The sequence below is a fragment of the Coprobacter fastidiosus genome (genome assembly GCF_982245605.1).
Map to the genome: position 1 here is coordinate 12,927 of NZ_CEVCIF010000006.1, position 21,823 is coordinate 34,749.

A 21,823-nucleotide genomic window follows, 5' to 3' on the forward strand; every position below is an offset into this window, starting at 1 on the left:
ATTTAAACAGGCATTTAACTATATTTGAAAGAAAGAATTTTATTTTTGGGCTGAGATATAATTATCGGTTTTGAATAAATTCGTAACTTCATAACGAGCTAATGATTAAAATGAATAGCTATGAAAATAGTATTTAAAATAGAATATCGTACCCGTTGGGGACAAGAACTTTATGTGACAGGCAGTCATTCTTCTCTTGGTAATTTTGAGGAGGAGAAAGCTGTACCGATGCGGTATGAAGGAGATGGGATATGGTCTTTAACACTGAATTTGCAAGGCGCATCTTCCGGATTTAATTATCATTATTTAGTGAAAGAATATGGGCAGTCTTATGACAAAGAATGGGGCGAGCCTCGTACTTTTATACCATCAGAATTAAATCATACTTATTATTTATATGATGTTTGGCAGAATATGCCTGCCGACAGTTCGTTTTATTCTTCTGCGTTTAATAAAGTAATTTTGGCACGTCATCGGACAGGTTCAGATGTTTTGCCTTCTTATTCAACTGCCGTGACGTTACAGATATATGCACCCTCTATTCGTCCGGATGAAGTTGTGGCTTTGACCGGGACAATGATGTCTGAGGCATGGAGTATTAAGGATGCTATTATTATGGATGATACACGTTTCCCTTTGTGGGAGGCTGTATTGGATGCATCATCTTTGAAACATCCCGTAGAATATAAATTCTTGGTCATGAAGAAAGATTCCCGTAATGTCGTTGCATGGGAATCTGGGAATAACAGAGTTTTGGAGATTCCTCATTTGGGACCGGGTGAGAACATCGTTTTTTCCGGCTTTAAATGGAATCTTCCTTTACCGGATTGGAGAGGGGCAGGAGTCGCAATTCCGGTCTTCTCATTGCGTTCAGAAGAAAGTTGGGGAATAGGAGAATTCCTTGATTTGAAGAAGATGGTCGATTGGGCTGTACAGACAGGTCAGCGGTTTATTCAGGTTCTGCCGGTTAATGATACTACAATGACTCATACTTGGCTTGACTCGTATCCCTACAGGGCGAATTCTATTTTTGCTCTTCATCCGGCATATTTACGAGTAACGGCAATAGATCGGTTGAAAGACAATGATTCTATGGTTGCATATGAAAAACTTGCGGCAGAGTTGAATGTTTTACCGGAGATCGATTATGAGCGAGTAACTCTTATGAAATGGGAGTATTTAAAAGCCGTATTTTTGCAGTCAGGGAAAAAGACATTGAATTCATCTGGTTTTAAAGAGTTCTTTAAGGCTAACAGAGAATGGCTTGAGCCTTATGCTGCTTATTGCTGTTTGCGTGATATTTATGAAACTCCGGACTTTAGGAAATGGAAGATGTATTCGGTTTTCAACCCGGATGATATAGCCGAATTCTGTGCATGTGGGAATATTTATTATGATAAAGTCAGTTTTTATTATTTTGTTCAGTATCATCTACATATACAGCTTCTTGAAGTCAGGGATTATGCGCATGCAAAAGGCATAGTGCTTAAAGGCGATATTCCTATCGGGGTAAGTCGGGATAGTGTGGATGCGTGGTCTCATCCCGAATTGTTTTACATGGATTCGCAGGCTGGAGCTCCACCTGATGATTTCTCTGTAGAAGGCCAAAATTGGGGATTCCCGACATATAATTGGGATGAGATGGCTAAAGACGGTTATACTTGGTGGAAAGCCCGTTTTCGTAAAATGGCAGAATATTTCGATGCGTACCGCATAGATCATATATTGGGTTTTTTCAGAATCTGGGAAATTCCCGAAAGTGCCATACAAGGAGTATTGGGGCATTTTAATCCGGCTATTCCTTTTTCGATAGAAGAATTACAGTCTTATGGATTTTATTTTGATGAACACCGACATGCACATCCGTATATTCGAGAATATATGTTACAAAGTCTGTTCGGCGAATATGCCGGAGAGGTAATACATGATTATCTGCTTGAATGCGGATATGGAATATATGCATTGAGTCTCGATTTCAATACGCAAAGGAAAATTGAAAACCATTTTTGTGGTAGAAGTGATGAGAAGAGTTTAAAAATAAAATCCGGACTTTTTGCATTAACAGATGAAATTTTGTTCGTAGAAGATCCTTACCAGAAAAGGAAGTACCATCCTTGTATCTCTGCCCGGCAAACATATAGTTATAAATCTTTGACTGATTATGAAAGATGGTGTTATGATCGGCTGTATGTTGACTTTTTTTACCATAGACAAGATGCTTTTTGGAAAAATGAAGCAATGAAGAAACTACCACCGTTGATATCTTCAACCGGGATGCTGGTGTGTGGTGAGGATCTGGGGATGATACCGCAATCTGTACCGGAAGTAATGAATGCGTTGCAGATTCTGTCACTCGAGATACAAAGAATGCCGAAAGATCCGGATAAAGAGTTTGGAGATGTTGCTAATTATCCGTACTTGTCGGTATGCACTACTTCTACGCATGATATGTCCGGAATCAGAGCATGGTGGGAGGAAGACAGAAGTAAGACCCAACGGTATTATAATTGTATTTTACAAGAACAAGGAGAAGCTCCTTATTACTGTGAACCGTGGATATGTGAAAAGATTCTTGCTATGCATATGCATTCGCCTTCTATGTTGGCTATCATTCCATTACAAGACTGGTTTTCGATTGATGGAAATATACGCCGTAATAATCCTGTGGAAGAGAGGATAAATGTTCCGGCTAATCCTCGCAATTATTGGCGTTATCGTATGCATATTACGATAGAAGATTTGTTAAAAAACTCCGATTTCAATGAACGGGTATTCGAGCTGGTGAGATCCGGTGGGAGAGAATGATTTACAAAAGTAATCGGGTGGAATCAAATCCCACCCGATTACTTTGTTAAAGAGCAGTTTTATTCTTCTGTATATCTCACAATTGTTTGTTCACGATCAGGACCTACCGAAACGATTTTGATCGGAACTTGCAGCTCCTCTTCTAAGAATGAGATATAAGCATTAAATTCTTCCGGAAATTCGTCTTCACTTTGCATTTTGGTCATATCGCATTTCCATCCTGGGAGCTCTACATATACCGGTTCGATAGAATCATCGATTTCAAAAGGAAACTCTTCTGTCTCTTTACCATCAATTTTATAAGCAACACAAGCTTTTATCGTTTCGAATGTGTCGAGCACATCGCTTTTCATCATGATGAGGTGTGTAACGCCGTCTATCATAATGGCATATTTCAAGGCGACGAGATCTATCCATCCGCAACGACGCTTACGTCCGGTTACAGCTCCGAACTCGTGCCCGATACTACACATCTTTTCGCCTGTTTCATCGAATAACTCTGTGGGGAAAGGACCGCTCCCTACTCGAGTGCAATATGCCTTGAAAATACCGTAAACATTCCCGATTTTGTTAGGTGCTATACCGAGTCCCGTACAAGCACCGGCACAAATGGTATTTGAAGAAGTCACAAAAGGATATGAACCGAAATCGACATCTAACAGAGTCCCTTGTGCTCCTTCTGCAAGAACCGATTTACCCTCTTTTAAAAATCCGTTTACGACGTGTTCGCTGTCGATGAGATTAAATTTTTTCAAATATTCCAGAGCCTCGAACCATTGTTTTTCGAGTTCTGTAACATCATATTGATAATTAAGTGATTTTAAAATAGATTCATGTCGGGCTTTGGCTTTGGCATACTTCTCCTCGAAGTTGTGTAACAAATCACCTACTCGCAATCCGTTGCGGCTTACTTTATCGGTATAGGTAGGGCCGATGCCTTTACCTGTCGTTCCGATTTTAGAGTCGCCTTTAGCAGCTTCGTATGCTGCGTCTAATATACGATGAGTCGGGAGTATAAGATGTGCTTTCTTCGAAATGTATAATCTTTGTGTCAGGTCATGTCCGCTGGCTGCCAGAGCTTCGGCCTCTTGTTTGAAAAGAACAGGATCGAGAACAACTCCGTTACCGATTACATTTACTTTTCCGCCTTGAAAAATACCTGAAGGAATAGAGCGGAGTACATATTTTTGACCGTCGAACTCCAAAGTGTGTCCTGCATTTGGGCCTCCTTGGAAACGGGTGATAACGTCATACTTAGGGGTTAGCACATCGACTACTTTTCCTTTACCTTCGTCGCCCCATTGTAAACCTAATAGCACATCTACTTTCATACGTATATTCCTAATTTTATATAAACTTTCTTGTTCTTGAAAAAATAAGGGCTATTTACGAGATGCTTTTTTTCGTTCTGCCTGATTGCAACGGTTACATAGGCCATATACATACAAGGCATAATATGAAGTTGTAAATTTCCCGAATTTTTTGTTTGCCAATACATTTAATAGCTCTTGATCTTTCACTTCCTGTACTTTCCCGCATTTTGTACAGATCAGGTGATGATGGCTGACCATATTATACGATTTTTCGTACTGGGCGGGATTGTAACCGAATTGATGTTTCCTTATCAGACCGGCATCGACAAGCAGGTCTACGGTATTGTAAATGGTTGCCCGGCTTACCCGATATTCGCTTTGAGACATAATGTCATAAAGCGAATCAACATCGAAGTGTTCGTTCGTCGAATATATCTTATCCAATATGGCATAGCGCTCAGGAGTTTTGCGATGACCTTTCGCTTCTAAATATTGAGTAAGTTTTTGTCTTACGATTTCTTTCGTTTTATCTTCCGGCATGGTGTCATTTGTAGGAAACAGGACAAAGATAATTAATTTTTATAACAAGAACAATGAAACATTAGTTCATTTATCTTGCGTCGGAAAAAGAGTGTCTTTGCAAAATTCATATTCCAGTAAGATCTCTTCTGCAAATCTTTTTTGTCTGTCATTTCCTGTTTCGGATATATGGCGAAATATGTCGGCTGTATGTTTTGCTGTTTGAAGGTCTCTGTGCATCAGCCGTTTTATGCAATTGAGTGCCGCTATTCGTATTGAGGAGATTTCCCGGTCGTCTTGGTTTAAGACTGAGGATATGAGATTTTCTTCTACTGTTTTGTCCGGATACCTGTTTTGCATCATTAGCCGGTTAAATAATTGGTATCCTGTATAGCGAAGAATATCTTTGTCCGATGTGACCCATTCGCTTGCTTTTTGTATTGCAAACGGGAGTTTGATAAATAAATTCATGCAACAGATGTCTGCAATTTCAGGATAGGGAATCTCCTCAGCCCATTGTTGGGCTTTGTCCGGATTCATTTCATTTGCCGGGTATAGCCATGTAGCTAACATTTTCGATTCTCTTATTTGTTCTTTCCAAAGATATTGGGCTAATTCTGCATTGGGGGTATATGATTCTGCGATATTGCGTATCAATGGAAGGGTGAGACCGAAATTAATCCGGTAGCCCATCCCTTTTTCTCGCATACTTGTAGAAACGATTCCGTTCATTGCCATTCTGAATCGTTTTTTTATTTCCCGTAAAGTTTCCTCCATAAAAGTTAAGATATAAAATAGCTTGTTTCAAAGGTACGTAGAATTTTTATTTTTACTCAATATAAAATATAAAAAACGGATAATCTCATAATTGAAATTATCCGTTTTCCATATTATTGTTTATGAGTTTCTAATCGTTATAAGTAGGTAAGGGAGAATAGTCTTTTGAGTACCGTAACATTTGTTCAGAATATCCTTCATCGTATGAGATTTTTACGTCTGTGATATTTCCGTTACTATCTTTTACGGGGGTATATACAGGATTAATGAATCCCTTATACGGAGCAATGTTCAATTTCTCGTAACGGGCTAATACTTCTTTATGAAGATCGGGGTCTACTTTTACGGCATAAGTTTCCACAAGATTCTTTCCGGCTTCATAATCTCCCGTAGATTTGATGCGTTGTATTTCTGCCAGCAATTCGCCCAATAATGTCCTCATTTTGTCGTAATCGTTTATAACGACAAATGTCTTTCCGTTTTTCTTTTTAAATTCTACAACTTTATCCTGAGCACCTTTTTCCAATACCCAAGCTGCGATCAATTGTCGATTACGCATGTGCGCTTCTTCGATGTTTTTACCGGGAGCGATACGGGTCAGTTGAGTCATAAGGCCGTTCATCATGTACTTATAGTATTCCGACTTATAAGCATCTGCTGTTGGCAGGAGTCCGAGAGATACTATTTTCGGATCGGCGATATAATAGAGGGCAAATAAGTCTGCTCGTGCTTCTTCGAGAGTAGAGGTATAGGCTTTTAATGCATCGGGATCTGTACCCGGGAGTAATTTCCCGGAAGCATGCCCGAGACACTCATGCAGGTCGGTATGCAAATTATCGGCTTGAAATCCGTATTTTTCTATCCAATTGCGTTCTGTATCGCTCCATACAAATTCTTCTGTAAAGCCATTTCCTTGTGCCGCTTTATCGTAAGCATCTGTAATATTTTCGATCGTTACAGATTTTGAACCGTGATCGTGACGTATCCAGTTGGAGTTCGGAAGATTGATTCCGATTGCAGTAGAAGGATAAGAGTCTCCTCCAAGAATAGCTGCGGTGATTACCTTTGCCGATACACCTTTCACGTTTTCTTTTTTAAACCGGTTATCTACCGGAGAGTTGCTTTCGAACCATTGAGCGTTGTTACTGATGATCTCGGTACGTCTCGAAGCTTCTTTATTTTTAAAGTTGACCAATGCTTCCCAGCTGGCTTTCATGCCAAGAGGATCTCCGTAGGTTTCGGTAAATCCGTTTACAAAATCAATGTCAGAGTTCAGATCTCCGACCCAAAGGATTGCGTATTCGTCAAATTCTTTTAAATCACCGCTTTTATTGTAAGAAATCAGTTTTTCGATTACTGCTTTTTGCTGGTCGTTTTCTGCAACGGCAGCAGCTTTTTCAAGCCAATAAACGACTTTTTCTAAAGCTTCGGAATAACGACCTCCGACTTTATAAACTTGTTCTTGTATTTTTCCGTTCCGTTTAACCAGACGGCTGTTCAATCCGTATGAAATAGGAGTGGGATCGGCAGGATTTTTCATGTTATTATAAAAAGCTTCGGCTTCGGCCTGAGTGACTCCGTCATAATAATTCCCTGCAGAAGTTGCGACAAGATCCTCTCCTTCGGTTTGATTTACCCGTTTTGTCATAATCTTGGGATTAAACATTACCGGAGTGATGTCGTTCAGTAAATCTTTAATGCTTCCTCCTTTTTTTAAAGGCAAAGACTGAGCCGGTATAGAGCTGACTGCTTGAACGAAGAAGTTTTGGCTGAATTCGGGTTTAAATTTATCCGTAGAATAGTGGTGGTGTATTCCATTGGCAAACCATACTTGTTTCAGATATTTTTCCAAAGCTTTAAAATCTTTACTGTTTCTGTCTCCCTTATATTGGGTATAAACAGCCTCGAGAGTCCGACGGATAGCCAGATTCCATTTCCCGTTTTGATCATATAGAATATCTCGTCCTTGCAATGCGGCTTGAGAAAGATAATAGACTAATTCTTTTTGTTTAGGTGTCAAGTCTTCAAATCCCGGAACTTTATAACGAAGTATTTCCAGATCTGCAAATTTTTCAACCGAATAGAAATTTTTTTCAGTTGCCGATATTTCGACAGATGTTGAAAATGTAGCTGCGGCTATCATCATACAAATAGTTTTTTTCATTGTCATTTTGTTTGATCTGTGTTTCAATGTATATGCAAATGTACAATCTTCAGGTTAAAGAAAAAAGTTTCATTAGTAAAACTCTAATGAATATAGTTTATAGAAGTAAAAGCCTGTCTTAAATTTTGCTTGGGGTTGATTTGGAATAAATTCATATGAATAATCATTTTCCCTATCGATAGGGAAAATGTACAGATACTGCCACCATCGTTATAGACTGGCGCTAAGATTTGTGTTTTTATGCAGAAGATTATTTCATTTTTATGAAATGGTTAAAGTTGCGTTGTTTCGGTAAGTTTTGGGTGAAAAACCGGTGTAACGTTTGAAAAACTTACCGAAAAAGGACGGATTCGGGAAATTCATTTGAAAAGCTATTTCTTGAACCGTTGCATTGGAATATTTCAAAAGAAAAATAGCTTCTGACATAATGACCTCGTCTATCCACCTTGAAGGTGTTTTCCCGCTTACTTCTTTGATTATAGTTGATAAATATTTAGAAGAAATACATAATTTCGATGCATAAAAATGAACCTTTCTTTCTTTTTTGCAGTATTGTGAGACCAATTGCATAAATCGTGCGAAATAATCTTGATTTCTACTTTGGTGAATGTTTGTGATTTCGAGAAACTCGGGATTATTGGCCAGACTGATTATGTCATATAAGAAGGTTTTTAAAGCTGCATGATAAGCTTTTCTGTTCCATTCCGAGCATGTAGCGGTTTTTATTCGTTCCTGTATATTATCCAACATTCGGATGAGTTCATCTCTTCTGTCTGTCGGAATGGTGATGACCGGGTTATTTGCTGTTTGGATGAATAAAGGAGATATTTTATTCCATTGCAAAAAATTCTTTCTTAAATAGTCGGATGCTAAGATCACCTCGCTTATGATACTCTCCTTTTTGCAATCTATTTTTATAATATTATTGGGCAAATATACGAACAATGTACCTGGAGTTACGGTGTATGATCTTAAGTCTGATATTATGTTTACTTCTCCGCTGATACAAAATAGTAAGGCATAAGCTTCAACTTGGAAAGGTGATTGTACATCTTCTGGTTTTATACTCTGTCGCATTATCATGCAACCGTCAAGCACGCTTTTCTCCTTGCAGGGGTATGATTTCGTCATATGCTCGAATGTGCATTTTTTTATTTGTACCATGTCCGTTGTTTTTTGATATATCATATTGAAATAACTTTATCAGTTTCTTTGCCTTTAGATAATCTTTTATGAGTTTTTCCGATAACTTAGAACCGCCCATATATTAAGTGTCACGGCAAAACTTAATAATGCTGTCAGTTGTGGTATTAATTCAGCTATTCCGCTTCCGCGCAGATAAACAGCTCTCATTACTTGAATGAAGTATTTTAAGGGATTAAATATGACTATTGTTTGTGCCCATTCAGGCATGCTTGCGACCGGAGTGAACAGTCCGCTTAACAGAATCAGAATAATCATAAAGAAGAACATGACGAACATCGCCTGTTGCATAGTACCTGAATAGTTTGAAATAATCAAGCCGAATCCGGAGATTAAAACAATGAAAATCAGTGAAAAAAAGTATAATGTGAACAGACTTCCGACAGGCGAGATTCCATATAATACTTTGGCCAATAGGAAGCATATGTTCAGTACTATGAAACCGACAATCCAATAAGGTATCAATTTGGCAAGGATAAATGTAAACTTGCTTACCGGAGTTACATTGATTTGCTCGATAGTTCCTATTTCTTTTTCACTTACTATATTTAGTGCCGGAAGGAATCCGCAAAGCATGGTCAGTAACATTACCATGAGTGCCGGTACCATAAAGAATTTGTAATTTAAGTGTGGGTTGAAACGGTTCTGCACCGAAATATTTACGTTTGCCGATAGATTACCCGCATTACTTGAATTTAGCCACTCTTGTTGTATTTCTCCGGCAAAACTGTTTATTATTTCCATCATATAAGAACTACCCAGTCCTCCTTTTGTTCCGTTTACAGTGTTGGCGGAGATCAGTACGTTTGCATTCTTTTCTTTGATAAGGTCCTTTTCAAAAAAAGGCGGTATTTCGAGAATAATGTCGATAGAACCTTTTTCTATCGACTGCATGGCTTCGTTATATGTCGGAGATATTTCTTTTAAATGGAAATATTCGGATGCATTTATCTTGTGTATGAGCCTTCGGGAATAATCCGAATGGTCATTATCCACTATCCCCAGATTGATATTTTTTATTTCAAGGTCTGCCGCCCAAGGCATCAATATCATCATCATGCACGGAAAGATCAATATTAATTTCGGCATGAATGAGTCCCTGATCATCTGTTTGAACTCTTTTTCTATGAGGTATTTTATTTTCATATTATTCGAGTCTGTTTTTAAATTTCTTTAGACTTATAGTAATTAATATTATGGACATAAACATGAGAATTGATATTTCTTGCCATGCAAGAGAGACATTTACCCCTTCGATCATCAGTTTTTTTACGGTCATTATATACCATTTTGCCGGAATGATGTGCGATATCCATTGTAGTATGGGAGGCATACTTTCTATCGGGAATATCATTCCGGAAAGCAACATGGTAGGCATCATCAATATCATTCCCGAAGCCAGCATAGCCGCTACCTGTGTTTTTGTCAAAGTCGAGATCAACAACCCGAGAGATAATGATACGAAAATGAAAAGGAGAGATACGATAATCAGCCAGAATAAACTGCCGGCAATAGGAACATGCAAAACGTAAACTGATAAAATAAGTATGGTAAACAAGTTTACACAGGAAAGAACGAAATAAGGGACTGCTTTTGCCAAAATGATAAAGATAGGTCTCATCGGAGAAACCAACAATACCTCCATTGTCCCCATTTCTTTTTCCCGGACAATCGATATAGATGTCATCATTGCGCATATCAACATCAGAATGAGCCCCATAACACCCGGTACAAAATTATATGCACTCTTCATTTGAGGATTATATAATAATTTTATGCTTGAGGTGATATGCATAGGGATATTGTTGCCGAGAGTCAGTTCTTGCTGGCTGGCAGCAATGATACTTGCAGCGTATTGAGTGAATGTTTTTGCCGTATTGGGATCGGTTGCGTCGGCAATAATTTGTATGCCGGCTTCTCCGGTGTGCAATAATTTGCTGCTAAACTGTTCGCTGAATACGATTATCATATCCGCTTTGCCCTCTTTAAACTCTTTTTCTATTTCGTTGCTGGTATGCAGATAGCGATCTACGATAAAATATTCGCTGGCGTCTATTCGCTCTATTATTTTTCTGCTGACGATATCTTCGTTTGGGTTCAGTATGCTGACCCGTATGTCCTTTATATCGGTATTGAGTGCAAACCCAAAAATAATAATTTGTATGATCGGCATTCCGAGGAGAATCATCATTGTCCGGATATCCCGGAAAATATGATAAAATTCTTTATGTACAAAAGCTATAAATTGTTTCATATCAATCTGCTTTACGAGTTGCCTTGCGGGCTAATTGCTGGAAGACATCTTCCATGCTTTCTGCTTTAAATTGCTGTTTCAAGTTCTTGGGAGTATCTAATGCGTCGATGCGTCCATCGACCATTATCGAGACTCGATTACAATATTCCGCTTCATCCATATAATGTGTCGTGACGAATACTGTTATTCCCCGATCAGCGGCCTGATAGATCAGTTCCCAAAATTGACGTCGTGTCGAAGGGTCTACGCCTCCGGTCGGTTCATCGAGAAATACGATCTTCGGTTCGTGAAAAATAGATACCGAAAACGCGAGTTTCTGTTTCCAGCCGAGGGGAAGTTCTTTTACCAAAGTATTCCGTTCGCTTTCAAATCCGAGTTGTTTTAGAAGAATATTCGTTTTTTCGGAAATCTGACGGTCGTTCATTCCGTATATTCCGGCAAAAAGCCGTATATTTTCCCATACTTTTAGGTCTTCATAAAGTGAAAATTTCTGACTCATGTATCCGATGTTCTCTTTTACATTCTCGGCTTGTCGGTATATATCGAACCCTGCAACCTTTCCTTTTCCTGAAGTCGGTTTGCTAAGGCCGCAAAGCATTCTCATCGCAGTTGTTTTTCCAGCACCGTTAGCCCCTAAAAAACCAAAAATTTCACCTTTAAAAACCTTGAAAGAGATGTGGTTTACTGCCGTAAAATTTCCGAAAGTCTTGGTCAGGTTTTCTGTTTCAATAACAATTTCGTTCATATCATCCGTTTTTAAGCAAGCTGCATGTAACAATCTTCTATAGAAGCCTTAATTTCTTGAATTAAAATTTCCTCATGACCTTTTTGTTGTAGCCATCTGCATAAATCATTTATCGTTAATTCATTGTTTTTTAAGGTGACATGGTGTGTTTCACCAAATGCAAAACAACTGTCGATAGAGGGATGAGACCGTAAATCTGTCAATAATTTGAACATTTTGTTACTTTGTACCGACCATAAGGTTTTATTGAAGCCGGCAGTAATGTTTTCGGGTGTATCTATTCCTATGAATTTGCCTTCTTTGATTAGGGCAATCCTGTCGCATAAACGGGCCTCATCCATGTAAGGTGTAGATACGAGTATTGTAATACCCTGATTTTTTAATCGTTTCAGCATTTCCCAGAATTCTTTGCGGGAAACAGGATCTACACCGGTAGTCGGTTCGTCTAAAAACAGGACCGAAGGCTTGTGAATGAGTGCGCAACTTAAAGCCAGCTTCTGTTTCATCCCTCCGGATAAAGCTCCGGCTTTTCTGTCTTTAAACGGCTCTATCTGTTGGTAAATATCTTTTATTAAATGATAATTCTCTTGAATAGTAGTTTGAAAGACAGATGCGAAAAATTTGAGGTTTTCTTCTACCGATAAGTCGGGATATAGAGAAAATTTACCGGGCATATATCCGACACGATTACGGATCTCTTTATAATCTTTTATTATATCCAGTCCATCGACGGAGGCTGTTCCGCTGTCTGGCAGGATAAGAGTTGTCAATATTCTGAACAAACTCGTTTTCCCGGCACCGTCCGGACCTATGATACCGAACAGTTCACCTTGAGATACCGAAAATGAAATGCCTTCTTTAGAGTCCGGTTGTCCGAGAGCATATTTGTTTTCGTAAGATTTTTTGATATTATTTACTTCGATAGCTTGCATAGGACTTTGTTTTTGGTAGTCAGTCATTATTCGAGGTGAATTTTACCTCTCCGTACATCCCTATTTTTACATAACCATCGTTTTTTATTGCTATTTTTACCGCATAAACGAGGTTTGCCCGTTCGTCTTTAGTCAATATTGTTTTGGGAGTAAATTCCGATTGAGAAGAGATCCATGTGACGATACCGGGATATTCTTTCCGTTTCCCATCACCGTAATCCGATATTACCGTTACTTTTTGCCCTACTTTGACTTGGGACAGTTGAACAGAAGTAATATATGCTCTGAGATACATATTTTCGATGTCGGCAACTTTGAAAAGAGGTTTTCCTGTATTTGCCAATTCTCCGGCTTCGGCATATTTGGTGAGTATGGTTCCGTTGATAGGACTGCTGATAGAACATTTTTTTAGTTGGTCTTCTATTTGTGCAACTTGAATTTCAAGAGCCGAACTTTGCTCTGTAATGCTGTTGCTATTGTTTTGTAATGTAGATTCCTGAGCTTTCAGTTGTTTCTCCAGAACAGCTATCTGTCCATTGATGTCATCTAATTGTTTTTCATTGGCAGCATTCGATTTAAGCAAATTGATAATCCTCCTTTGTTCGATTTGGGCGGTCGCAATTTGCTGTCTTGTAGCCGCAATTTGTTTGTTTATATCCGGACGGTTACTTTCTACAGAACGGATATTCTTTAATAGTTGCTCTTTTTGCAGAAATAACTGTACCGTATCGATATAGCCTAATTTTTGTCGGGCAGTTACGATAGACCCTTCTTCGATATCGAGCTGTTCTATTTTCCCGTTAGCTTCGGCAGAAACGATTACTTCGGTGGCCTCAAAAGTCCCTGAAGCGTCCATGTTGTCACTATTATTTCCACAGGCATATAAAGCGAGAAAGCCTGATAATATTCCGTATTGATATATCTTTTTCATATTAATTGTTTGTTGTATTTTTTAAATTATATATAGCCATTAAATATTGTATCTCATGTAAATGTTTAGATTGTCTGGCTTGATCTGCCGCATTGATTTCCCGCAAAAGTTCGGTTACCGATAATGTCCCGTTTTTCACTTTTATTTCAGCCGCCTTTTTTATGTTGTCACGTAATGAGATGATTTGATCATCTTCTTTCATAAGTTCTTTGATTTTTTTTATTTCGCTGTTTTCCTGAAGCATTTGCAGGCGAGTGTTGAATAAGAATGTTTCTTGTCCGATTTGATTATTCCGGATATTCGTATCGATGATTTTTTTCTCATTTTTTTTAGTATAAAGAGTCCCGAAGTTCCAAGATAACCGTACCCCTGCTATGTAGTAAGGTGTAAACTCATTTTTTAGCATGTCTAAGCCGGGATTTCCGTATGCACCTTGTATAAATAAACCTAATTTAGGCATATTCGAGGCTGATAGAATTTTTTTCTGGGATTCTAACAAAGTGTGTTGAGCCTTGAAAAGTTGTAGTTCGGGGCGCTTTATCTCATTACTGGAAAGCAATGTCGCAGTCGGTTTTTCCAGTGTTTTGCTGTCCGAAATATTTTCCCCGATCATTGCACCGAGCATCCGGAGGTAAGCATCTTGTCCGGTTTGTAATTCCGTATTGCGTTGTCTGGCGTTGATCTGCTCTACTTTCACGGCATCCAAGTCGCTTTGATTAGCAATACCATTTATCATGTACGACTCTATCTGTCTGTAGTTTCTTTCCAGCTCTTGCTGTAACAGTATGTTTTGTTTCAACTGTTCATCGATAAGAAGAATGCCGAAATAGAGTTGGTTGACTCTGTCGTTTAACTCGTACATTTCTACGTCTAATTTTTTATTCTCGACATCGGACGAGGCTTGAAGGTTGTTTTTTTGAGAGCGGATAGCACCTCCGTCCCAAATGACTTGATTTAATTCAACGGCAATTTTATATTGGTCTTTATTCAATTCCTTGATATTAAGATTCGGCAATTGAATAGGAATCTCCGTGACATCCGATTGATAGGTGGCTTGAGCTGAGAAAGAGAGTTGAGGCAGGTAACCTTTGTTTGCATTGGATAGATTGTATTCCCGCGTTTGCTCTATCAATCCGTATTGTTTGATTTGCGGATAATTTTCTATCGCCTTTTTTTGACAACTTTCTAAAGATAGTTGTCCGTAACCGGAAAAAACCGGTAAGCAGGAAAAGAAAACACCTAAAATAAAAAAACGTTTCATAGGAATTGTTTTTGTTAGAACTTATAATTTATTTATGGACGAAGGCCGTTAGTGATAAGAGTGATTACTTCTTTTTTTCGAGTTTCTGCAACCTTTTCGAAGTCTCCGAGCTCTATTCCCGTTATATTGCAAAAAGATGGATAGACGAGAAATATGAAAGCATTCATGGATAGAATGTCGAGGAGCAAGGTAATCGGTTCTATCGGTCGTATTTCTCCGTTTTGAATAGCTTGTTTTCGTTCTTCTTCAAATTGCATATAGTAAGGTTTTGCTTTTTCTAATAGCAAACTTCTTAACCATTCGGTACGTTTAGGATCAGTGCCGAGTTCGTTCAAGATCATTCTCGGTAGTTTCGGATTTTGTTGTAAGATAGAAAAATGGATTTCTATAACTTGTCGTATTCTTTCGAGAAAAGAGACTTTTTGTTGACTTAATTCGAAAAGTTGAGGGATTGTTTGTTCTAATTTTTTCTCAAAAATACGGTTGAACAAGTTTTCTTTCGTACGGAAATAATAGTGTATCAGTGTTTGGTTACATCCTACAACTCGTGCGATTTCAGTTGTTGAAGTACGGTTAAAACCTTTGTCTAAAAAAAGCTCTTCGGCAACCTTTAATATTGATTGCTCCATGTCATGATTAGTTTCGGTATTTGCCATTTCTATATTATTAATATATTTATTTAATACAATTGTTTAATTAGTATGTTTAATAATATTATTAGGATATGCAAATGAAAATATAAATTTCAATTTGCGCAACGATTGAAAGTTTATTTTTATTAAAAAATCCTGATAATATTTTCTTATCGGGAAATTTAGAGTTCTTAAGAAATTATGTGATAATTAATTGCCAGAAAAAAACAGCTTTAAAGATTAAATTTGCTTTTAAAGTGGAAAGAATTTGATTTGAAAAAATACGAATAGTAAAAAGATCTATGATACGATTTGTGTATCAAGCTTTTTACTATTCATAATAATCGCAAGTTACACATTCCGGAAAAAAGAATATGTAAAATTTGTACAGGCTCTTAAAATTTAGCCAAAGCTTGTTCTATATCGGCAATTATGTCATTTACATCTTCAATACCAACCGATAAGCGAATCAGATCGGGAGCAACTCCTGCTTCGATCAATTGCTCGTCGGTAAGTTGACGATGAGTGTGGCTTGCCGGGTGAAGTACACATGTGCGTGCATCTGCCACATGTGTTACGATACAAGCTAATTTTAAGCTATCCATGAATTTTATAGCATCTTCACGGCTTCCTTTCAAACCGAATGCAATTACTCCGCAAGAGCCGTTCGGCAAATATTTCTGTGCTAATTCATAATATTTGCTGCTTTTTAATCCGCAATAATTTACCCATGCGACTTTATCGTTAGCCTCAAGGTATTCGGCAACCTTTTGTGCATTTTGACAATGCCGGGGTACACGTAAATGTAAAGTCTCCAGTCCGAGATTTAGTAAAAATGCGTTTTGAGGAGATTGTATAGAACCTAAGTCACGCATTAGCTGAGCTGTGGCTTTAGTTATATAAGCCATTTTCCCGAAAGCTTTAGTATAAGTCAGTCCGTGGTACGATTCATCCGGTTGCGTCAACCCCGGAAATTTATCAGCCTGAGCTTCCCAGTCGAAGTTTCCGCTATCGACGATAACTCCGCCTACGCAAGTTGCATGCCCGTCCATATATTTTGTTGTGGAATGAGTTACGATGTCAGCTCCCCATTCGAACGGACGACAATTTATCGGAGTGGCAAAAGTATTGTCAACGATTAGGGGAACACCGTGTTTATGTGCAATTCGAGCAAACTTTTCAATATCGAGCACATCTATGCTTGGGTTCGATATGGTTTCACCGAACAAAGCTTTGGTATTCGGGCGAAAAGCTTTGCTGATCTCCTCTTCACTGTCGTCGGCATTGACGAAAGTACATTCTATTCCTAATTTTTTTAGGGTTACGCCGAATAAGTTGTATGTTCCGCCGTATATGGTGGAAGAACATACGAAATGATCTCCGGCTTGGCATATATTGAAAATAGCATAAAAATTAGCCGCTTGTCCCGATGAAGTTAGCATGGCTCCGATACCCCCTTCTAAAGCTGCGATCTTTGCAGCTACGGCATCATTAGTAGGATTTTGTAATCGAGTATAAAAATAACCAGACTCTTCCAGATCGAACAATTTTGCCATTTGTTCACTGGTTTCATATTTGAATGTCGTGCTCTGATAAATCGGCAATACTCTCGGTTCTCCTTTTTTCGGATTCCACCCTCCTTGTACGCAAAGAGTTGCCCGGCTGAATTTTTTTTCCATATTTAAATTTACTTTATAATATTGGCAATGTTTATGTCGGGTACAAAAATAGAAATAATTATTGATGATAATGATGTGTAGAGGTGTATTGTAATATAAAATAAGAAAGCGTGGTTATAAATAGAATTATTTGTCCGATAAGAATCGATATATCTGTTCTTTAGAAAGAACTCTATACAATTAATCTCGTTTTTTGCACCGATATTTCTATAAATTGAAAAAATATTTTTATTGTTGTCCTGACATAAATCCTACCTTTGTTGAAACAAAAAATAATTGTTATATCATGAAAAAGACGTTTTTTATTTGTACGATCTTGGTTTGTATTTTTACGAATATTCATGCTCAATGGAAACCCGTAGGAGATAGGATTGTAACACCTTGGACAGAAAAGGTGGATGTGACTTCGGTTTTACCGGAATATCCTCGTCCGATTATGGAACGAAATGAATGGAAAAACTTGAATGGACTATGGGAGTATGCTATAATGGATGTCGGAAAAAGTTGCCCGGAGCAGTTTGACGGGCAGATATTAGTCCCCTTTGCAGTCGAATCGGCTTTATCCGGTGTCGGGAAAACTGTTGGGAAGGAGAAGGAGTTATGGTATTGCCGAATGTTTAATATTCCTTCGTCTTGGAAAAATAAAAAAATCCTGCTTCATTTTGGTGCTGTAGACTGGAAAGCTGATGTTTGGGTAAATGGTATAAAGGTGGGTAGTCATACGGGAGGATTCACCCCTTTTTCTTTTGATATAACCCCAGCTCTTGTAGCGAAAGGTGATAATCAGTTGATGGTGAAGGTTTGGGATCCTACGGATGATGGTTATCAACCGAGAGGAAAACAAGTAAAAAATCCCGGAGGTATTTATTATACCCCTGTTACAGGAATTTGGCAGACGGTGTGGTTAGAGCCGGTGTCTGAGAAATATATAGAAAAATTGCGTATTACACCGGATATCGATAAGCATTTGCTGACTGTAGAAGTCGACCGGAATGTGGTTTCTGATGAAGATTTGATTGAAGTAAAAGTTTATGATGAATCTAAACTGATTGCGACTGCCCGAAGTATTAACCGAGAACCGCTCGTTGTATCTATGCCTCAAGATAGTAAATTATGGAGTCCTGATTCTCCATTTTTATATACATTGAAAATATCTTTGAAGAATGGCGATAAAGTGTTAGATCAGGTTGATAGCTATGCAGCTATGCGTAAATATTCTGTCGGGCGTGATGCCGCAGGAATTGTTCGGCTGAGGCTCAATAATCAGCCCTTGTTCCAGTTCGGTCCATTGGATCAAGGTTGGTGGCCGGATGGACTATATACAGCTCCTACCGATGAAGCTTTGAAATACGATATTCAGAAAACGAAGGATATGGGTTTTAATATGATAAGAAAACATGTCAAAGTCGAACCTGCACGTTGGTATGCTTATTGCGATAAGTTGGGCATCATTGTCTGGCAGGATATGCCGAATGGCGATCGTGGACAACAATGGCAAAACCGCAGTTATTATGAAGGGCCTGAAATGTATCGTTCTTCCGAGTCTGAAGCATGTTATCGAAAAGAGTGGAAAGAGATTATCGATTATCTTTATTCTTATCCTTGTATTAGTACATGGGTACCGTTTAATGAAGCTTGGGGACAATTCAAAACGGTCGAGATTGCAGAATGGACAAAACGGTATGATCCTACACGTTTGGTAAATCCGGCGAGTGGAGGTAACCATTTTACCTGCGGAGATATGCTCGATTTGCATAATTATCCTACTCCTGATTTGTATTTGTATGATGCACAGAGGGCTACGGTTCTGGGTGAATATGGTGGAATAGGGCTTATTATAAAAGGTCATCTGTGGGAACCTGACCGTAATTGGGGATATATTCAGTTCAATTCTTCAAAAGAGGCGACAGACGAGTATTTAAAATATGCCGATCAATTATACGATTTGATTTTCAAAGGCTTTTCGGCGGCTGTTTATACTCAGACAACGGATGTAGAGGTTGAAGTCAACGGATTGATAACGTATGACCGTAGAGTAATCAAATTAGATGAAAAACGGGTGAACGAGATTAATAATCGTATTTGTAAGTCTTTAAATAGATAAGCGGGTAGTTTCAAAATTGGACTTTTTAGAAAAAACTAAGGTTGATAGACCGAATAAACTCATGTAATAGTTATTCATAAATAATTACTGAGTCAGTTTGTCAGAATCTGCAAGATTATCCTAAAATAGTTCTTGCAGATTCTTATTAATAGTTATGATTATAAAAAAGTCTTGAAAAATTTGTATCGTATGAAATTTTTTGTACCTTTGCAATCACAAATATCGCGGGGTGGAGCAGTGGTAGCTCGTTGGGCTCATAACCCAAAGGTCGTCAGTTCGAGTCTGGCTCCCGCAACTAAACAAAATAGGTCGATTCTATCATAGAATCGACCTATTTTGTTTTATAATGGTTAGCATTTAACTTATTCCTTTTTCCCTTTAGAGTTAGAGGCAGATATGAACTGGACTGTCGGCTTTAGCTTTCTTTTGACGTTTATCCATAAGTGAGGATGTGTTTGTCTCAGGGCTATTATCGCACATCCTAAAGAACATGAAGAACACAAAAGAAATATTAGTCCTGTGGTCGGGAGAATATCTCCTATGCTGACAAGAGGGGACACGATACCGCCGAACGCAAACCCTGTAGCTCCAAATAGTGCAGAGGCTGTCCCTGAATTTTGTCGCTCACTGTCCATTGCCAAAGTCGTAGAAGCTGTAAAGGTAAGTCCCATAGTAAAGAGTAAGAAGAATAACAGCGTTTCATAAATAATGAAAGAACAATTATTGCTAAGAGCGATAAATTCGATTACCGAGAAAATGACCATTCCTATGCAACCAAAGAAAATGGCATGTTCGGGACTTTTAAATTTTATAGATAATGCTGCTGCTATTCCGATGGATAATGCGTTTATTCCAAAAAACAGACTGAATGTAAAGGCTGAGAAACCGTAGTGTTGTTGCATGATAAAAGGAGATGAAGATATGTTGGCGAATAATACCCCCATGGCGAATCCCATTTGGAGCACATAGAAAACATAACGACGATTATGTAGTATTTTCCCGAATCCCCATAATAATCCTTTGATATTCTCCTGTTTTCTGTTCGATTTAGGTAGAGATTCTTTAAAACGAAAATTTCCTATCAGAAGAATAATACCGATGATCAACAGTATTATAAAAATACCTTTCCAGCCGATAGAATCAGTTAGAAATCCGCCTAATACCGGAGAAGCAACCGGAGCTATACCGTTAATAGCTCCGATGATAGCCATGGCTTTTGCCAGATCTTGTCCCGAAAATTTATCGGTAGCTACTGACCGGGAAATGACAATACCTCCTGATCCTGCTATACCTTGCAATAAGCGGAAAGCAATGAAGCTTTCTATGTTCGGTGAGAAAATACAGAATACGGTTGAAACGATAAAAAGTAACATGGAAATAAGCAATAGCGGTCGTCGTCCGTATTTATCGCTTAACGGGCCGAAAAAAATCTGCCCGATCGCTAACCCGATCATACTTGATGTGAGTCCGAGTTGTACCATTGACGAATTTGTATCGAAATATCCTGTCATAGTCGGAAGGCTCGGTAAATACATATCGGTTACCAAAGGACCGAAGGCTGTAAGAGCTCCTAACAAAATCAATAAAAATGCTTTAGAATTATTCTCTTTCATATATTATCTCCTATTAATTAAAAACCATTGCAAAATTACCAAGAATGTTTTGTCTGTGAGGAGAATATGTTACTTGTGTTAACCTTTTTTTGTCAGAAATAACAAGATGTGGCTTTAACTTGTTTTTCTGTACAAAAGGTTATTAGAGGGGGATAAAAGCCGGAAGAATCGATCTTTCGGCTTGAAGATATTGAGATCCCAGAACCGGTCTATTTCTTGCAGGGTATATTTATTTTGTACGAACACCTTTTACGGATACAAGTTATTCGATATCGTTTGATATGAATGCGGATGGCTATATTATAATCAATCTGAAAATAGTTGAATGCAGTTTGGTGGATAGTAAAATTTACGATGCATTTAGCTTCTTCCTGTTTTTCCATGGCAGATCATTTCATGATTTTATTTGTTTGATTAATTCATGAATTTTATTGATAATTGCAAGAATTGCATCTTCGACTTTCGGAGATAATTGCATTCCTATTTCTCTGACTTCTTGAACCGATATTGCTAATAAATCGATTTCGGGAATTTGCTCTTGTAAAATCATGGCATCGATCATTTCTTTCAGGCCTATTTCATGAGCGCTTAGCAAAAGAGGATAGTCATGAGAATATTTAGGCTTTAAGTGGCGGATAGTACCTGCCGGACGGCTATCGAGAGTCGCATCTATTAATATCAGGTGTTTATACTGTTGTAAAGTACCGATTAAGAAGATACCGCCTGTGCCTCCGTCCAACAAATCGACCCCCAGCGGTAATTCTTCTTTTTCTAATCGGTTTATAACATGAATACCTATACCTTCATCTTTTAAAACCAGATTTCCTACGCCCAGAATAAGTATATCTTTCATTTTTCGGATTTTTTTAGAACCTGTTTATGCTATTTGAG

The 21,823-nt window shown here is 38.3% G+C and carries 16 protein-coding genes, 1 tRNA gene and 1 pseudogene; 3 read left to right on the top strand and 15 right to left on the bottom strand.

Annotation, left to right across the window (positions count from 1 at the left end; all coding sequences use genetic code 11):
- The first annotated feature begins 120 nt into the window (after window positions 1-120).
- On the top strand, window positions 121-2,805 hold the full coding sequence (locus AC0UMU_RS02705; RefSeq protein WP_278716642.1) for a 4-alpha-glucanotransferase: 2,685 nt from the start codon (window positions 121-123) through the stop codon (window positions 2,803-2,805).
- Window positions 2,806-2,864: 59 nt separating this feature from the next.
- Here the strand turns inward: AC0UMU_RS02705 and AC0UMU_RS02710 are convergent, their stop codons facing one another.
- From AC0UMU_RS02710 to AC0UMU_RS02770, 13 genes and pseudogenes are all read right to left on the bottom strand, one after another.
- Entirely contained in the window at window positions 2,865-4,136 is a 1,272-nt protein-coding gene (locus tag AC0UMU_RS02710; protein WP_270737705.1) for an adenylosuccinate synthase, read from the bottom strand.
- Window positions 4,137-4,187: 51 nt separating this feature from the next.
- The gene (locus AC0UMU_RS02715; protein ID WP_009317283.1) at window positions 4,188-4,658 is read right to left on the bottom strand and encodes a Fur family transcriptional regulator; all 471 of its coding nucleotides are present in this window, start codon (window positions 4,656-4,658) and stop codon (window positions 4,188-4,190) included.
- 66 nt (window positions 4,659-4,724) lie between these two features.
- Window positions 4,725-5,414 carry a DNA alkylation repair protein gene (locus tag AC0UMU_RS02720; RefSeq protein WP_270737707.1) on the bottom strand — a complete coding sequence of 230 codons (690 nt, stop codon included), beginning with the start codon at window positions 5,412-5,414 and terminating at the stop codon, window positions 4,725-4,727.
- A gap of 130 nt (window positions 5,415-5,544) precedes the next feature.
- A complete protein-coding gene (locus tag AC0UMU_RS02725; protein WP_270737710.1) occupies window positions 5,545-7,578 on the bottom strand; it encodes a dipeptidyl-peptidase 3 family protein in 2,034 nt (677 codons plus the stop codon).
- Between the two features lie 261 nt (window positions 7,579-7,839).
- Window positions 7,840-8,742, bottom strand: a complete 903-nt coding sequence (locus tag AC0UMU_RS02730; protein WP_278716638.1) for a helix-turn-helix domain-containing protein — start codon at window positions 8,740-8,742, stop codon at window positions 7,840-7,842.
- A gap of 66 nt (window positions 8,743-8,808) precedes the next feature.
- Entirely contained in the window at window positions 8,809-9,927 is a 1,119-nt protein-coding gene (locus AC0UMU_RS02735) for an ABC transporter permease (RefSeq protein ID WP_195596043.1), read from the bottom strand.
- 1 nt (window position 9,928) lies between these two features.
- A complete protein-coding gene (locus tag AC0UMU_RS02740) occupies window positions 9,929-11,035 on the bottom strand; it encodes an ABC transporter permease (protein ID WP_270737745.1) in 1,107 nt (368 codons plus the stop codon).
- Window position 11,036: 1 nt separating this feature from the next.
- Window positions 11,037-11,768: pseudogene (locus tag AC0UMU_RS02745) on the bottom strand (ABC transporter ATP-binding protein); the annotation flags it as partial.
- Between the two features lie 23 nt (window positions 11,769-11,791).
- Window positions 11,792-12,739, bottom strand: a complete 948-nt coding sequence (locus AC0UMU_RS02750; protein WP_437124597.1) for an ABC transporter ATP-binding protein — start codon at window positions 12,737-12,739, stop codon at window positions 11,792-11,794.
- A complete protein-coding gene (locus AC0UMU_RS02755) occupies window positions 12,732-13,643 on the bottom strand; it encodes an HlyD family secretion protein (protein ID WP_270737746.1) in 912 nt (303 codons plus the stop codon). The genes AC0UMU_RS02750 and AC0UMU_RS02755 overlap by 8 nt, the downstream gene beginning before the upstream one ends.
- A gap of 1 nt (window position 13,644) precedes the next feature.
- Window positions 13,645-14,904: a TolC family protein gene (locus tag AC0UMU_RS02760; protein ID WP_278716635.1), complete on the bottom strand. Its 1,260-nt coding sequence runs from the start codon at window positions 14,902-14,904 to the stop codon at window positions 13,645-13,647.
- A gap of 32 nt (window positions 14,905-14,936) precedes the next feature.
- Window positions 14,937-15,560, bottom strand: coding sequence for a TetR/AcrR family transcriptional regulator (locus tag AC0UMU_RS02765; RefSeq protein ID WP_278716633.1), 624 nt, complete (start codon window positions 15,558-15,560; stop codon window positions 14,937-14,939).
- Between the two features lie 371 nt (window positions 15,561-15,931).
- Window positions 15,932-17,215 carry an O-acetylhomoserine aminocarboxypropyltransferase/cysteine synthase family protein gene (locus AC0UMU_RS02770; protein ID WP_278716631.1) on the bottom strand — a complete coding sequence of 428 codons (1,284 nt, stop codon included), beginning with the start codon at window positions 17,213-17,215 and terminating at the stop codon, window positions 15,932-15,934.
- 286 nt (window positions 17,216-17,501) lie between these two features.
- Here AC0UMU_RS02770 and AC0UMU_RS02775 point away from each other — a divergent pair, with 286 nt between their 5' ends.
- Together AC0UMU_RS02775 and AC0UMU_RS02780 are read left to right on the top strand one after the other, a co-directional pair.
- Window positions 17,502-19,319: a glycoside hydrolase family 2 protein gene (locus AC0UMU_RS02775; RefSeq protein WP_278716519.1), complete on the top strand. Its 1,818-nt coding sequence runs from the start codon at window positions 17,502-17,504 to the stop codon at window positions 19,317-19,319.
- 223 nt (window positions 19,320-19,542) lie between these two features.
- A tRNA-Met gene (locus AC0UMU_RS02780) sits at window positions 19,543-19,614 on the top strand.
- 67 nt (window positions 19,615-19,681) lie between these two features.
- Here AC0UMU_RS02780 and AC0UMU_RS02785 read toward each other — a convergent pair.
- A complete protein-coding gene (locus tag AC0UMU_RS02785) occupies window positions 19,682-20,932 on the bottom strand; it encodes a multidrug effflux MFS transporter (protein WP_009317270.1) in 1,251 nt (416 codons plus the stop codon).
- A 394-nt stretch (window positions 20,933-21,326) separates the two neighbouring features.
- On the bottom strand, window positions 21,327-21,785 hold the full coding sequence (locus AC0UMU_RS02790; protein WP_195596049.1) for a hydrogenase maturation protease: 459 nt from the start codon (window positions 21,783-21,785) through the stop codon (window positions 21,327-21,329).
- Window positions 21,786-21,823 lie beyond the last annotated feature (38 nt).